Origin of the sequence: Pseudolactococcus chungangensis CAU 28 = DSM 22330, from assembly GCF_002441885.1 — a bacterium.
GTDB lineage: Bacteria > Bacillota > Bacilli > Lactobacillales > Streptococcaceae > Pseudolactococcus > Pseudolactococcus chungangensis.
In genome coordinates, this window is record NZ_JXJT01000001.1 from 1 (window position 1) to 14,973 (window position 14,973).

The 14,973-nt window shown below is 40.8% G+C and carries 15 protein-coding genes; 14 read left to right on the forward strand and 1 reads right to left on the reverse strand.

All coding sequences use genetic code 11. The features are described from left to right. The first annotated feature begins 176 nt into the window (after positions 1-176). Complete coding sequence (locus tag RR45_RS00005; protein WP_096823120.1) at positions 177-668, forward strand: transposase family protein; 492 nt, start codon at positions 177-179, stop codon at positions 666-668. Between the two features lie 169 nt (positions 669-837). Here the strand turns inward: RR45_RS00005 and pepA are convergent, their stop codons facing one another. Beyond that, positions 838-1,923, reverse strand: coding sequence for a glutamyl aminopeptidase (gene pepA / locus RR45_RS00010; protein ID WP_031366347.1), 1,086 nt, complete (start codon positions 1,921-1,923; stop codon positions 838-840). A 139-nt stretch (positions 1,924-2,062) separates the two neighbouring features. Here pepA and RR45_RS00015 point away from each other — a divergent pair, with 139 nt between their 5' ends. From RR45_RS00015 to RR45_RS00080, 13 genes are all read left to right on the forward strand, one after another. After that, positions 2,063-2,377 (forward strand): hypothetical protein, encoded by a 315-nt coding sequence (locus RR45_RS00015; RefSeq protein WP_031366346.1) that lies wholly within the window; start codon positions 2,063-2,065, stop codon positions 2,375-2,377. 1 nt (position 2,378) lies between these two features. After that, a complete protein-coding gene (locus RR45_RS00020) occupies positions 2,379-2,696 on the forward strand; it encodes a thioredoxin family protein (protein ID WP_031366345.1) in 318 nt (105 codons plus the stop codon). 29 nt (positions 2,697-2,725) lie between these two features. Further along, positions 2,726-3,349: a YtpR family tRNA-binding protein gene (gene ytpR, locus RR45_RS00025; RefSeq protein WP_031366344.1), complete on the forward strand. Its 624-nt coding sequence runs from the start codon at positions 2,726-2,728 to the stop codon at positions 3,347-3,349. Positions 3,350-3,407: 58 nt separating this feature from the next. Then, positions 3,408-3,803, forward strand: a complete 396-nt coding sequence (locus tag RR45_RS00030) for a single-stranded DNA-binding protein (protein WP_031366343.1) — start codon at positions 3,408-3,410, stop codon at positions 3,801-3,803. Between the two features lie 205 nt (positions 3,804-4,008). Next, a complete protein-coding gene (gene groES, locus RR45_RS00040; protein ID WP_031366341.1) occupies positions 4,009-4,293 on the forward strand; it encodes a co-chaperone GroES in 285 nt (94 codons plus the stop codon). A gap of 54 nt (positions 4,294-4,347) precedes the next feature. Continuing rightward, positions 4,348-5,979 (forward strand): chaperonin GroEL, encoded by a 1,632-nt coding sequence (gene groL, locus RR45_RS00045; protein WP_031366340.1) that lies wholly within the window; start codon positions 4,348-4,350, stop codon positions 5,977-5,979. Positions 5,980-6,264: 285 nt separating this feature from the next. Then, positions 6,265-7,557, forward strand: coding sequence for an adenylosuccinate synthase (locus RR45_RS00050; RefSeq protein WP_031366339.1), 1,293 nt, complete (start codon positions 6,265-6,267; stop codon positions 7,555-7,557). Between the two features lie 418 nt (positions 7,558-7,975). After that, positions 7,976-8,266, forward strand: a complete 291-nt coding sequence (locus tag RR45_RS00055; RefSeq protein WP_031366338.1) for a WXG100 family type VII secretion target — start codon at positions 7,976-7,978, stop codon at positions 8,264-8,266. Further along, positions 8,244-8,777, forward strand: a complete 534-nt coding sequence (gene essA / locus RR45_RS00060; protein ID WP_279625292.1) for a type VII secretion protein EssA — start codon at positions 8,244-8,246, stop codon at positions 8,775-8,777. The genes RR45_RS00055 and essA overlap by 23 nt, the downstream gene beginning before the upstream one ends. Continuing rightward, on the forward strand, positions 8,746-9,006 hold the full coding sequence (locus RR45_RS00065) for an EsaB/YukD family protein (RefSeq protein ID WP_143465078.1): 261 nt from the start codon (positions 8,746-8,748) through the stop codon (positions 9,004-9,006). The genes essA and RR45_RS00065 overlap by 32 nt, the downstream gene beginning before the upstream one ends. Then, positions 8,993-10,108 carry a type VII secretion protein EssB gene (essB, locus tag RR45_RS00070; RefSeq protein ID WP_031366335.1) on the forward strand — a complete coding sequence of 372 codons (1,116 nt, stop codon included), beginning with the start codon at positions 8,993-8,995 and terminating at the stop codon, positions 10,106-10,108. Before RR45_RS00065 ends, essB begins: the two co-directional genes overlap by 14 nt. Before the next feature lie 4 nt (positions 10,109-10,112). After that, complete coding sequence (gene essC / locus RR45_RS00075; RefSeq protein ID WP_031366334.1) at positions 10,113-14,549, forward strand: type VII secretion protein EssC; 4,437 nt, start codon at positions 10,113-10,115, stop codon at positions 14,547-14,549. Beyond that, positions 14,542-14,958, forward strand: a complete 417-nt coding sequence (locus RR45_RS00080) for a DUF4176 domain-containing protein (RefSeq protein ID WP_072353520.1) — start codon at positions 14,542-14,544, stop codon at positions 14,956-14,958. The genes essC and RR45_RS00080 overlap by 8 nt, the downstream gene beginning before the upstream one ends. The last annotated feature ends 15 nt before the right edge of the window (positions 14,959-14,973 follow it).

Here is a 14,973-nt window from a genome sequence, read left to right on the forward strand (position 1 = left end):
GAATTAATTGGTAGTTATTAGAGGTGCCCTTGAATATTAGCATAAATAGCTGATGTTAAAATAAAAAGGCTCTATAATAAATCGTGTGGGAAAAATACCCAGGCGATTTTTTTGCATAAAAAAATCCTTCCTTCTATAATGTGAGTTACTAAGCAACACAAAAGAGAAGGAAAGACATGTTTAATTGTATCCTAAGTCATTACCATTTACAAGAAAAAGATTGGTTATATTCAGATCCCTCCCCTGTTCAAGTCGGTCATCACTTCGAACTTAACGTTAAGCTAACGCAAGCAGCGACTCAATGCCCAAGTTGCCAGGGGACTAAATTCTATAGGCATGGCACAACACCGCACCCAAGAAAGGTGCAGCTGACAGAATATATGGGCCTACCCTGCTTTCTGATGATCACAATTGAACGCTATCGTTGTGTGACCTGTGGTATGACGCAATCCTCTCAAATCCCTGAACAACTTGTTTTAAAAGGGCATAAAGACTCCACCTTACTCAAAACCCAGATCATCAGAAGACTAACAGAAAAAGAGTCCATCAAAGATGCGAGCCATGACCTCAACGTCTCCTCACACAGTTTCTACCAATTAATCATAACACAGTTTCTACCAATTAATCATAAAATGTTTTTTTGTTTTTTATTAATAATTTTATTGTGAGAAACTAACAGTAAAATTATTGTAACACAAGTGATTGCATCGGTCTAGTACGGCTTATGCGCTTAAACTAGAATCAAAAGACATTTTCAATTTCAGGATTCGACGTTCTCATATTTTGATTTCATATAGAAACGCATCAGAACAGTACGTTCTAATGCGTTTCTATATGTTACACCCCAGTTCCCCGAATCAAGTCAACAGTAGACCGATCCAAGCGTTTCACAATTTCTTGTAAGAAAGCTTGTGCGGTATCAAAATCTTCCAGTGAGAAGAGGGTTTGATGGCTGTGGATATAGCGGGCACAGACACCAATCGTTGTCGATGGAATACCACTGTGTTTCAAATGAGCAGCACCGGCATCTGTCCCACCTTTTGAGACATAATACTGGTATTTCACACCCGCAGACTCAGCCGTATCCAGCAAGAAATCACGCATGGTCGGCAATAAAATATGACCAGGATCGAAGACTCGCATCAGTGTCCCGTCACCGATGCGGCCATCAGCACTGGCATCGAAAGTATCTTGAGCAGGTGAACAGTCGACAGCGAAGAACAAGTCTGGATTGAATTTAGTTGTCGAAACGTGTGCACCACGAAGGCCGACTTCTTCTTGAACATTGGCACCTGCGATGAGGGTGTTGGGCAAGTCGATTTTGTTGTCGCTCAGATGCGCTAATAGCTCCGTCACCATGAGACAACCGTAGCGGTTATCCCAGGCTTTACTGATGACATTTTTTTCGTTGGCAGTCAGGATGGCTTCGGTTTGAGGGACGATGACAGCACCAGGATGGACGCCATAACGCTCCGCCTCAGTATTATCTGCAAAGCCTGCGTCGAAAATAATATCTTCAACTTGTGGCATGGCAGGGGTACCGCCTGCGCCTCTCATCAAGTGTGGCGGTACGCCACCTGTGATGACCGGAATTTCAACACCATTTCTGGCAAGCAAAGTAAAGCGCTGAGCAGAGATGACGAGTGGATTCCAGCCACCGAGCGAGACAACGCGCAGGGTGCCGTCAGTCTTGATTTTGCTGACCATGAAGCCGACTTCGTCCATGTGACCGGCCACCATGATCCGTGGGGCATTGGCATCCGCAGCGTGTTTGATGCCAAAAACCCCGCCCAGGCCGTCGGTTTGAACCTCATCGACGTGAGGGGTGATGTTCTGACGCATGAAGTCCTGCATGGGACGCTCGAAACCAGATGTTGCTTGAATCTCAGTGATAGCTTTGATTTTGTCAAAAGTGATCGACATGTGTAACTCTCCTTAATCCACTCGGCTAACCGCAAGTTAGCCTTTTTCATGATAGTTCCATGATACCAAAAATCTGACCAGATGGGGTAAAAAACGTGGTTGGTTAGCGAGGAAGTAAAATTTGTGCTAAAATATAAACATGAAGAAAATTTTGAAAATGGGTGTGGGCGCACTCGTCAGTGCCAGTCTGGTCGTCAGTGTCGGCACGCTCTACCAGAAGCGCAAGGATAAAAATCTGCGCAAGCTCTTGGCCCTGGCCAAACAGCATTTTATGTTTGATGATCTGTTAACCAGTTGGATCGTGATGGATCCGATTCTTTTTCATGTCCATGAAGGTGGCCTCATTCGTCGGGATGGCACCGTTATCACGTTTGAAATCGATGCTGACACTTTGCGGATAGTTGAAACACACGAGTCAGAAGCAGAACTAGTCACTTCGCTAGAGGAGAAATAAAATGATTATACCAAATAGTGTAGCAGAATTAGCAACATACGTCGAAAAAGGCCGCAATGTCTTCTTTTTCACAGCAGATTGGTGCGGGGACTGTTCTTTTATTAAACCAGCCATGCCAGAAATTGAAGCAACGCATCCAGAATATACCTTTATCGAAGTTGACCGAGATGTTTATATCGATGTTGCCATTGAATGGGGGATCATGGGGATTCCTAGTTTTGTCGTGATTGAAGACGGCAAAGAAACAGGCCGTCTGGTCAATAAATTACGGAAAACAAAAGAAGAAGTGAATGCGTTCTTAACCAGTGTCAAAAGTTAAGACGCTTTCCTAAAGGAGTAGAAAATAAAATGATCGCGATTTATAACACCCACCTAAATGATGTCTTGATGTTGATTACAGGGGACAATCAAGGTGAGAAATTAACAGCAACACGCCACAACAATGTGGCCAAAGTCATGCGTGAAGATAATGGTCAAGTTGTGGCTTGGAACTTTTTTGACGCATCAACTTTGTTTGCCATTACGGGAAATGGTCAAGTTGACCTTTCAGATGCAGATGTTGCCACACTCAACGAGGCCATTAAAACCGCTGGATTTGAAGATGTCTTAGTTCCAGATCACGCGCCTAAATTTGTGGTTGGTGAGATTGTAGATCTTGTGCCACATCCAGATTCTGACCATCTCAATATCGCACAAGTTAAGATCTCAGAAGATGAAACGATTCAAATCGTAGCAGGTGCCCCTAACGCACGTCTGGGACTGAAAACAATCGTTGCCCTACCTGGTGCCATGATGCCGAGCGGTGCTTTGATCTTTGCAGGCCAACTTCGTGGAGAAGATAGCTTTGGTATGATGGCAAGTCCACGTGAATTAGCCTTGCCAAATGCCCCTCAAAAACGTGGAATTATAGAACTCGCAGCAAGTGAAATCCCAGGAACCGCCTTTAATCCAGCTAAGCATTGGCAAAAATAAGAAATAATGAAAACAAAATCCTTTTATTTACGTATAAGTAAGTAGGAGGATTTTTTATATGTTAAATAAGAGTTTATTAATTGGTCGTTTGACCGCACAGCCGGAAGTGAAAAAAACGCCGACGGATAAATCCGTCTTGCGCGTGACCTTAGCGGTTAGTCGGCAGTTTAAGACTGCTGACGGCCAACGCGAGGCAGATTTTTTGACCATTGTCATCTGGGGGAAACCAGCAGAGTTGTTCGCATCTTATGCTAAAAAAGGGAGTCTGGTCTCAATCGAGGGAGAACTACGGACACGACGGTATGAAGACAAGACGGGTGTGACTCACTATGTGACGGAAGTCCTATGCCAGCAGTTTAATTTACTAGAAAGCCGCGCTGCCGTTGCTTTAAGAGAAAATCAAGTGGATGATGTCTCAGACGTGATGTTAGAGGCTGAAGAATTACCATTTTAATCTCCAGATTGTCAAAAGTAATAACTTAGGAGATGCTTAGTAATCATGAACTGTCCCGAGGGCAGTTTGTTTGATTTTATCCTGAATTTTTTTGCGTCTCACAATCAAAAATCCTTGACTATTCCTGACCAACTGAGTATAATAGAATTGTTAGCACTCGAACACACAGAGTGCCAAAAATTAAAAATAATTGGAGGCTTACCAAATGTTAAAACCATTAGGTGATCGTATTGTTTTACGTGTTAAAAAAGAAGAAGAGAAGTCTGTCGGTGGCATCGTTCTGACGACAAGTGCAAAAGAAAAACCATCAACAGCAGAAGTTATTGCTGTTGGTGAAGGTCGTCATACACACCATGGCAAAGTGATTGAACCAGGTGTGAAGGTTGGTGATATTGTTGTTTTTGAAAAATTCGCAGGAACTGAAATTAAAGATGGCTCTGAAGAATTTTTGATTGTTCGTGAAGACGACATCTTAGCAATTGTAGAATAACAAACACAGCTTATAAAGTAGAATTATCAAATTAAATTTACGGAGGTAGAAGAAGTGTCAAAAGATATTAAATTTTCATCAGATGCGCGTGCAGCTATGGTACGTGGTGTAGATGTTTTAGCAGATACAGTTAAAGTAACGCTTGGACCAAAAGGTCGCAATGTGGTCTTAGAAAAATCATTTGGCTCACCTTTGATCACCAACGATGGTGTGACAATCGCTAAAGAAATTGAGTTGGAAGACCATTTTGAAAACATGGGCGCTAAACTCGTTAGTGAAGTGGCATCAAAAACAAACGATATTGCAGGTGATGGTACAACGACTGCGACTGTTTTGACACAAGCTATTGTACGCGAAGGCTTAAAAAATGTCACAGCAGGTGCTAATCCAATCGGTATTCGTCGTGGGATTGAAACATCTGTCGCAACAGCTGTTGAGGCATTAAAAAATATTGCGATTCCGGTTTCGGGTAAAGAAGCAATTGCGCAAGTTGCTGCTGTTTCTTCTCGCTCAGAAAAAGTCGGCGAGTATATTTCTGAAGCTATGGAAAAAGTTGGCAATGACGGTGTCATTACAATTGAAGAATCAAAAGGGATGGAAACTGAACTTGAGGTAGTTGAAGGGATGCAATTTGACCGTGGTTACTTGTCTCAATACATGGTAACAGACAACGAAAAAATGGTTGCTGATCTTGACAATCCATACATCCTAATCACGGATAAAAAGATTTCAAATATTCAAGATGTCTTGCCGCTCTTGGAACAAATCCTACAACAAAATCGTCCGCTCTTGATTATTGCTGATGATGTGGATGGAGAAGCTTTACCAACACTTGTCTTGAACAAAATTCGTGGGACTTTCAATGTTGTTGCAGTTAAAGCGCCAGGCTTTGGTGATCGTCGTAAAGCCATGCTTGAAGATATCGCTATCCTTACTGGTGGTACAGTCATCACTGAAGATCTCGGTCTTGAGTTGAAAGACGCAACAGTTGACTCACTTGGTCAAGCAAGCAAAGTAACTGTTGATAAAGAGACAACGACAATCGTTGAGGGCGCTGGCGGAAAAGATGCCATCGCTAATCGGACTGCTGTCATTAAATCACAGATTGAGCAAACGACATCTGACTTTGATCGCGAAAAATTACAAGAACGTTTGGCTAAATTATCAGGTGGTGTCGCAGTAATTAAAGTCGGTGCAGCCACTGAAACTGAGCTTAAGGAAATGAAGCTTCGGATTGAAGATGCTTTGAATGCCACACGTGCAGCAGTTGAAGAAGGTATTGTTGCAGGTGGTGGCACAGCGCTTATTAATGTCATTGCGCAAGTTGCTGACATCGAGTTAACAGGTGATGAGTTAACAGGACGTAACATTGTTTTACGCGCGCTTGAAGAACCTGTCCGTCAAATCGCTAAAAATGCAGGCTATGAAGGTTCTGTCGTGATTGATAAACTCAAACAATCAGCAACCGGAACAGGCTTTAATGCGGCGACTGGCGAGTGGGTAGATATGATTGAAACAGGCATCATTGACCCAGTCAAGGTGACACGTTCAGCTCTTCAAAATGCGGCATCAGTTGCTAGCTTAATTTTGACAACTGAGGCTGTTGTCGCAAATAAACCAGAACCAGCAGCTCCTGCAGGAATGCCTGGTGGTATGGATCCATCAATGATGGGTGGCATGATGTAAGCAGCAATAGAACCCTTAGTTAAGGGTTCTTTTTGATGCTCTCAATTTGTCAAAATGATGATTTCTGAGGAGATATTTCAAAGTATAGACTTGCTTTAAAAACGGATCATTTAAGCCATAACTGGTATAAAGGAATAGCTATTTCCGAACTTTTCAGAAATATCGTCAGGTAAAAAACAGGGCGCAAGGTGGCAATCTCTATGTAGATTTGATATAATAAAGTGTTGCAATTTGCGCAAGTTTTAAAGATTATCAAGTTCTGACTTGAATCTTGAAGGAGAAGATATGTCATCAGTAGTAGTCGTTGGGACCCAATGGGGTGATGAAGGTAAGGGGAAAATTACGGATTTCCTCAGTGAAAATGCAGAAGTTATCGCGCGCTATCAAGGTGGCGATAATGCTGGGCATACCATTGTTATCGAAGGGACTAAATACAAATTACATTTGATTCCGTCAGGGATTTTCTATCCGGAGAAGGTTTCTGTCATCGGAAATGGTGTGGTTGTTAACCCAAAATCATTGGTAAAAGAGTTGGCTTACTTGCATGATGCAGGAATTACGACAGATAATTTGCGGATTTCTGACCGTGCGCACGTTATTTTGCCTTACCACATCAAATTAGACCAACTTCAAGAAGATGCTAAGGGCGTTAACAAAATCGGGACAACGATTAAAGGCATTGGGCCAGCTTATATGGATAAAGCTGCGCGAGTTGGGATTCGGATTGCCGATTTACTTGATAAAGAGATTTTCGCTGAGCGTTTGAAGACAAATCTCGAGCAAAAAAATCGTGAATTTACGAAGATGTATGAAATTGACCCAATCAATTTCCAAGACATTTTTGAAGAATATTATGATTACGGTCAACAAATCAAGAAGTACGTGACAGATACATCTGTGATTTTGAATGATGCTTTAGACGCTGGTAAACGTGTCCTCTTTGAGGGTGCGCAAGGTGTCATGCTTGATATTGACCAAGGGACTTATCCATATGTGACATCTTCAAACCCTGTTGCAGGTGGTGTGACGATTGGTTCAGGTGTTGGACCATCTAAGATTACTAAAGTTGTTGGCGTATGTAAAGCTTATACATCACGTGTTGGTGACGGACCATTCCCGACTGAATTGAACGATGAAATCGGTCATCAAATTCGTGAAGTTGGTCATGAGTATGGCACAACAACTGGTCGTCCACGTCGTGTGGGGTGGTTTGACTCGGTTGTCATGCGTCATTCACGTCGTGTGTCTGGTTTGACAAATCTGTCACTTAACTCGATCGACGTTTTGACAGGTCTTGATGAAGTTAAAATCTGTGTGGCTTACGACCTTGATGGTGAGCGGATTGATTACTACCCAGCAAGTCTTGAAACATTACAACGTTGCACACCAATCTATGAAACATTGCCAGGTTGGTCAGAAGATATTACAGGTGTTCGTCATTTAGATGACCTACCTGAAACAGCGAAAAATTATGTTCGTCGCGTCTCTGAACTCGTAGGCGTGAAAATCTCAACTTTCTCAGTTGGTCCTGGTCGTGACCAGACAAACGTGTTGGAAAGTGTTTGGGGCGTTTTATAAACATTTTAATTTATAAGGTTAGAAATAAAGTGCTCGGCTTTGGTCGGGTGCTTTTTTTGATTTTTTATTGGGAGAAAAAGTGCTTTGAATATATATTCAATTTAAAATACTGAATTGAAAGCGAAATAATTTAGGAATTTCGAATTAAGTAAATATTACCATTGATTTTAGAGAGTAAAATAACTAAATAATAAAAAATAAAAAATTAAAATAATAAAAAAATAACAAATGTCTTGACATATGTGTTATATCTTGATAAAATTATAAATAAGTTATATAAATAATCAGAATAGTCAGTCCAGACTGTTCATCATCACTAGTCGTTAAGCGACTGCTACTGTACAGCAATAGGTTTTAGTACTTAGCATCACTAAAACCTAATATCTATTTGCTTATTAAAAAAGAAAGAGGAAATTTTATGTCACAAATTAGCGTAACCCCAGAAGAACTCAAACAACAAGCGCAAGTTTACATTCGTTCAAAGGAACAAATCGAACAAGCCATCCAACAAGTCAATCAAATGAATTCAACGATTGCGGAAGAGTGGAAAGGTCAAGCCTTTCAAGCTTATCTCGAACAATATAACGAACTTTACCAAAACGTGACGAAGTTTGAAGAGTTATTAGAAAGCATCAATCAACAGCTAAACAAATATGCAGATACGGTCGCTGAGCGTGATGCACAAGATGCACAGAGCTTTGGGTTTTAAACATGGGCGCCTATCAAGGCGCTTTTTGTGTATTTTTACGCTAATGGTTGGTGCTTTTGCGTTTTCTTTTCCAGCTGTAAAAGGAAGTGCAGATGGTAATCTAAAGTTAAATACAGACGTCTTAGTGAACAATGGGACTAGTATTGGTGGAAGTGGTGAATTCTCTATCCGAGGTCAGTTGTTTTCTAGTGAGTTAGAAGAACAGAGCCAAAAACTTAAAGAGAGTCAAGCTCAACTCGCAAAACAAATACAAACAATACAGTTTGATGATAAGAGCACGCAAAGCCTTGATATGAAACCTGTGACAAAAAACTTGTTTCAAAACTATCAACCACAGGTGATTTCAAGTGCAGAAAAGACCGACAAAAAATCGGAAGGGAATATTTATCTAATAGGGACTGTTGGCGGAGTATTTTTGCTGTCAATCGGTGTTCTGATTGGCAATAGGCGTGCAAAAAGCAAACGGAGGAAAAAACGTGTTGGAAATTACGTTAGTCATGCAAGGTATTGAAGTAGATATGGTTGTACCAAAGCAAGTGACTTTTGGTCGATTGCGTTCGCTACTTCGTTCCGTATTTTTGGAACATGGGAATGCCTTGCCAGAAAATATCTTTCTAAAGATTCAGGACAAAACAGTCCGTTTAAAAGATTCGGATTGGTTGAGTGATTTTGGGATTGGCAATGGGGATAAGATTGAAATTGTGGTAGGAGAAAGTGGAGAATCAAATGAGATTGTTTAACGGAGAAGAGACGCTTGAGTTTGAAAAAGAGAAACAAGCGATTCTTGTGAAACTAGAAAAAACACAAGTGGAATTATCAGAATTAGAAGAAATCAACCAATACGTGTCCGCAGAACAAACCGAACAAGGCGTACAATTGCGCTACGACTTACAAGAGGGGCTTTTGCCGTTTCCTCAAGCCTGTACTCAAGCAAAAACACAACTAGAAAAATTAGAATTAGCGACCTTGTGTAGTCCGTTTAAAGAGTGTAAGGGAGAGTATCAAATTCCCTTTATACATCCTGAAAATATTTATTTTGAAGGTGAAAAACTGAAAATCATTCATTTTGGTTTAAAAGGTCTGGTAACGCCACAGGCAGAAAATCCTGTTTTGTTCTTAAAAGCAGTTAAAGGATTGATTTTGTCTATTTTCCAGTCGAAAGTAAGTTATGAAAAATGCCTGGAAGGGCTGCCAAGTTTGAAAGATCCTTTCTCAACGGGTATTCTTGAAGCTGAAAATTTAGAAGCACTTTTTACATTTTTGAATGCAGCATTAACAAAAGAGAAAACGAAAATCAATCAGTCAAAACGTCTTGTCTCAAGAAGAAGTTTTGTGGCTGTTCGTGTATTTGGGTTACTTGCGTTTGTTTTCGCAATGATTATGGGATTCTTTTTCTACCAATATAAAACAAGTAGCGACAAATCTGAAGCTATCGTTTCGGCTCAAACGAGTTTCATCACGAATAATTATGCTAAAACACAGGCGGATTTAGAAAAATACAAACCTGCAAGTTTACCGAAATCTGCTAAATATATCCTTGCAGTATCGTCTGTGAATTTGGCAGATTTAACCAGCACACAAAAACAAACCATTTTAAATACGCTATCCATTAAAACGGATGATAATACACTCAATTACTGGGTTAATATGGGACGCGGACATTTTGAAGAAGCTTTGAATTTGGCGCAAAACTTAGGAGATGATCAATTAACACTGCTTGCCTACACTGACTTGTATCAAGCAACGAAATTGAATACCAAGATGGCTGGAGATAAGAAACAAAAGCGCCTTCAAGAATATACAAAACAGATTGAGGAATTAACGAAAAAGTTAGGGAAGTGATGAGATGACACTATTTGAAACACATGAGGAGCGCAAAATTCAGACGTTTTCCTTAGATGAACGCTTGCATCCTGAAGAAGTGATTTTTGTCATCTTTTTGCTTAATGAAACACTAGACAAAATCACGCTAACCACAACGCATCCCTACTATAACACGGAACAATATAAGTTCGGGATTGTCAATGATGAATTGTTGATCAATGGGTCAAAAACGGGTGTGGGGAAACAAGACATCAAGGGACAGTCGTTTTTTATTGTGTCCGAAGAAAATGCGAAAACGAGTTATTTTATCCGCAATGAAACAAAAGATTTTGTTTTTGGCAAGTCTGAGAACAGTGGGATTCAAGTAATAGACGAGTCTCTGCTTATCCTCCATAATCAAACGTTGACGGTCAAACCAGAAGGCGAAACCGTTTATCTGAACGACCGATTGGTTACGAAAACAAGGATTGTACCAGTAGAGGATGGCTTGCGCGTTTTGACGCCCTCCTTTTATCTGGAAAAGCGTCAAGACCAATGGAAAATCACGAGTTTTTCGGATGCGATAACCTTTAATCGAGACCAGTTATTAAAAGTTTCAAGGACAGAAAATTATCCGAAAGACTTTCCAGATTATCGCAGGAGTCCCAGGTTAAATTTAGAAGTCCCAGAAGAAAGCTTTAAACTAGATAGTCCAACCAAGGACAACACTAAAGATAAAAATGGTCTGATGAAGTTATTGATGCCACCATTGGGGATGCTTGCCATGACAGGGATTACAACAGTATTAAGTGGACGTAACCCAGTCATGATGTTAGGTATGGGTGGTATGAGTCTGATGACCGCTGGGATTAGCGTTTCCCAATATGTCACAGAGAAAAAAGAAAAGAAAATAGAAACAGCCCAACAAGCAGATGATTATAAAGTTTATCTGATAAATGAAGTCAGTCGATTGGGCACGACTTATGAAGCAGAAAAGAACGTCTTACACTACCAACAGCCTACGCCACTCGAACTTTCTGAGTTAGTGGAGCGCTATGACGCAAGAATTTATGAACGTCAACGACACAATAAAGATTTCTTAGAAGTTTCTCTTGGCTTAAGTGATCAACCATCTAACTTGAAAGTAGAGATTGGCGCAGATGCGAAAGATTTAAGTGAAGATGCGGTACATTTGAGAAATCTTCAAAAGCGTTATACGATTCAGCGCAATGTTGCCACACCGATACAACTAGCGAGCACAACGCTTGGGTTTGTGGGGACACAAGAAGTGTTGAAGGACAATGTTCAAGCCCTCTTATTTCAAACAGCGTTCTTCCATTCTTATCAAGATGTGAACTTTATCAGTTTGGTTTCAAAAGATGCTTACCAAGAAACCTGGCAAGCATGGCGCTTACTCCCACATTTTAAACTAAATGATTTGAATATGCGTGGGCTCATCTACAATGAAAAAGGGCGGGATGTGGTGCTGAATGCCTTCTATCAACTCCTGATGAAACGCAAGCAAACAGTGAATGAGGCAGGGAAAGAAAAGCCTCAATTCTCGCCCCATTATATTTTCACGATCCAAGATGATACGTATCTTGCCGGACATGGACTGAATGAACTTCTCGCTGAAGATATGAGCGAGCTAGGCGTTACGGTCATTTGGTGTAAGGAAAAGAGCGTCTTGTTACCTGAGACGGTCACGACCTTGATTGAAGTGCCCAATGAACAAAAAGGGCGACTTGTGAATGTTGACAGTGTCTACGTGGATAAAGTATTCCAACCTTATGTCTTGCCTGAAAACTTGGAACAGAGCCTGCGTACCCTTTCCAATTTAAACCATTTGGAAGTGGAGAAAAATGCGGTACCCGAAAGTTTGTCTCTTCTTGAACAATATGAGGTAAAAACAGTCGAGGAACTTGAAATACCGCAACGTTGGCAAGCAGCCCAACCCAACAAGTCCATCAAATCACTCATTGGGTGGCGTGGAAAATCAGACTATGCTTATTGGGATTTACACGAACGTGCCCATGGACCACATGCCTTGGTCGGTGGGACAACAGGTTCAGGGAAATCGGAGTTCTTAACCACGTACCTCATTGGTCTTGCGATTAACTTCTCACCAGAAGATATTGGGATGTTAATCATCGACTGGAAAGGTGGCGGGATTGCCAATACCTTGGATAAACTCCCACACTTTATGGGTGCCATTACCAACCTTGACGGTGCAGGTACCGCACGAGCGCTTGCCAGTATCAAGGCAGAGCTAGACAAACGCCAACGAGAATTTGCGAAGTTTGGGGTTAATAATATCAACGGCTATATGTCGTTGTATAAAGAGCGATTGACACCAAAAGAGGGAATTAAATATCCAACGAAACCCCTCCCTCATTTGGTTTTGGTTTCAGATGAGTTCGCCGAATTGAAATCAAATGTGCCAGAATTCCTCGATGAATTGACCTCTGTTGCGCGTATTGGTCGGAGTTTAGGGGTTCACTTAATCTTAGCGACTCAAAAACCAAGCGGTGTGGTCAATGATCAAATAGAAGCCAATTCGAAATCAAAAATTGCCTTGAAAATGGCAGGCGTTCAAGATTCCAATGAACTCTTGAAAACTCCTGATGCGGCGCATATCACCAATCCGGGACGTGGGTATCTCAAGGTAGGCGAAAACGAAGTCTATGAATTGTTCCAAAGTGGCTATGCGGGTGTGCCTTATGACCCTGAAGCGAGTCAGGAAGAAGTCGTTGATGAGCGTATTTATAAAATCAATGCGCTTGGACAGCACGAATTGATTTATGATCCAGGTGAAGAAGTCAAACAAGGCAAAGATACCAGTGACTTACCTACTCAACTAGAAGAAGTCATTTCAGAGATTGGTAAAACTTTTGAGCAGAGTCAATACGCCTTGCCAGATAAACCTTGGCTACCGAATTTGGGAGAAAACCTCCCAACACCGACAATTGAAACAACAGGCAAACGGACGCTCAAAATACCCTTAGGGTTACTCGATATTCCAAGTAATCAAACACAAGAAAACTATGACTTTGACCTCACTAAACAAGGCAATACCGTTATTTTCGCAAGTAGTGGCTATGGGAAATCAACGATTCTTCAAACGTTTGCCTTGAACTTGGCAAAAGCCAACACCCCAGAACAAGTCCAACTCAACTTATTAGACTTTGGGAACAATGGCTTATTGCCACTCAAAGAATTACCACACGTAGCGGATATTGTGACCCTTGAAGAAGAAGAAAAACTTCAAAAAATGTTGGCTGGTATTGCGGAGACGCTGGCGATTCGTAAGAAACAATTCAAAGAGGCTGGGGTTGCGAGTCTTGAACAGTATGAAGCGAAGACAAAAGAGTCTCTGCCAATCATTGTGACTCTCTTGGATAATTATGACGGGTTAAGTCCTAACGACAAGCGAAAAGACGGGATTGATAACCTGCTCCTACAAGTATTGCGAGATGGGGCAAGTTTGGGTGTCTATCTTATCTTTACCGCTAGTCGAACAGGTGCGGTTCGCATGAATATGACAAGTAGCATTGCGACGAAAATGGCTTTGTACCTCAATGAAGAAAGTGAGCTCACGACTATCATGGGGCGTGAGAAAGTCGCACAAGTTGCGAAAGTCGGACGAGGACAAGTCATGTTGGAGGCGCCTAGAGCCATTCAATTTTACTTGCCTGTTGCAGGAAATAATAGTACAGAAGTACTAGAGCAACTTGAACAAGAAGTTTTGACACTGAATGAAAACTGGATAGGTGTGAGACCTGCGAAGATTCCGATGGTGCCTGAGGAGTTGACAGAAGAAATCTTTGAGTCCTTTATTTCCGTTAGGGAAGAAAACACCTTGTATCTGGGGTTAAATAAGGCAACCTCGAATATAGAAAGTATCGAACTGTTTAACGGAAATGCGATCGGATTTTTCTTGGGAAACAAAAAGCAAACAGCCTTTGTAACTTATTTTTTAGAAAAACAATTTTCAAAATTTGAAGATATGGTTATTTTTTATATGGTTGGTAATCTATCAACATATCCTTCAAGTATCTACGTTGGGAAAGATACGATTGCTCAAGATTCTGTGAATATAGTAGACTCTATTCGTTCGTTACGAAAATACAGAGCTGACGAAAAGTTTGTTGTTATCTTAAATGGACTTGCACAAATTTTGAATAAAATTGTTTTAAATCCAGAAGAATTTTATTGCATTGTGGAAGAGAGCAATCACAATATACAGTTTATTTTATTCGACGTTTTAACAAATGTTGGTGGGAATTATGGCGCAGTCACGACAGCAACAAAAGAAAATCTCCCATACATTTTCTTTGGAGGAGATATGCAAAAACAAAATTTTGTGGAAATGACTCAAGAAGCACGGAAGAAAAAAATTCAAGTTTATGAATTGATATGTTTGAACGATGAAGTCATTTCAACTGTTGTATTGCCAAGACAGGAGAATGAAAATGAGTAAAGAATTTTTGCCATTAGGTAGCGCAATCAAATGGAAAAAAGATGAAGAGTCCATCTACATCATTATTTCTCGAGCCTTTATGCAACCTCCAGAACAAGAAATGATAGCAGGTTATCAATGTTCTTTGTATCCTCAAGGTTACGCAAAAGATTCTAGAGTGTATATCGTCAAAGAAACAGAAATTTCAGAAGTGTTGACAAAAGGCTATACCGATGATTTAGATATTGATTTTGCGAAACAAAAAGTGGAGGAGCTAACGGAGCGAATTCAAAATGCTCCTTCAGTAGCTCCAACAGCTGAGCAATCTAAAGTGGAAGTTTCTAATAACAATGGGTTGACACATGAGGAAATGCTGGCGAAAGATCCTTTTTACAAATTTAGAAAAATGAAAGAGAGCGAAAAAAGATGACATATTTTGATATTA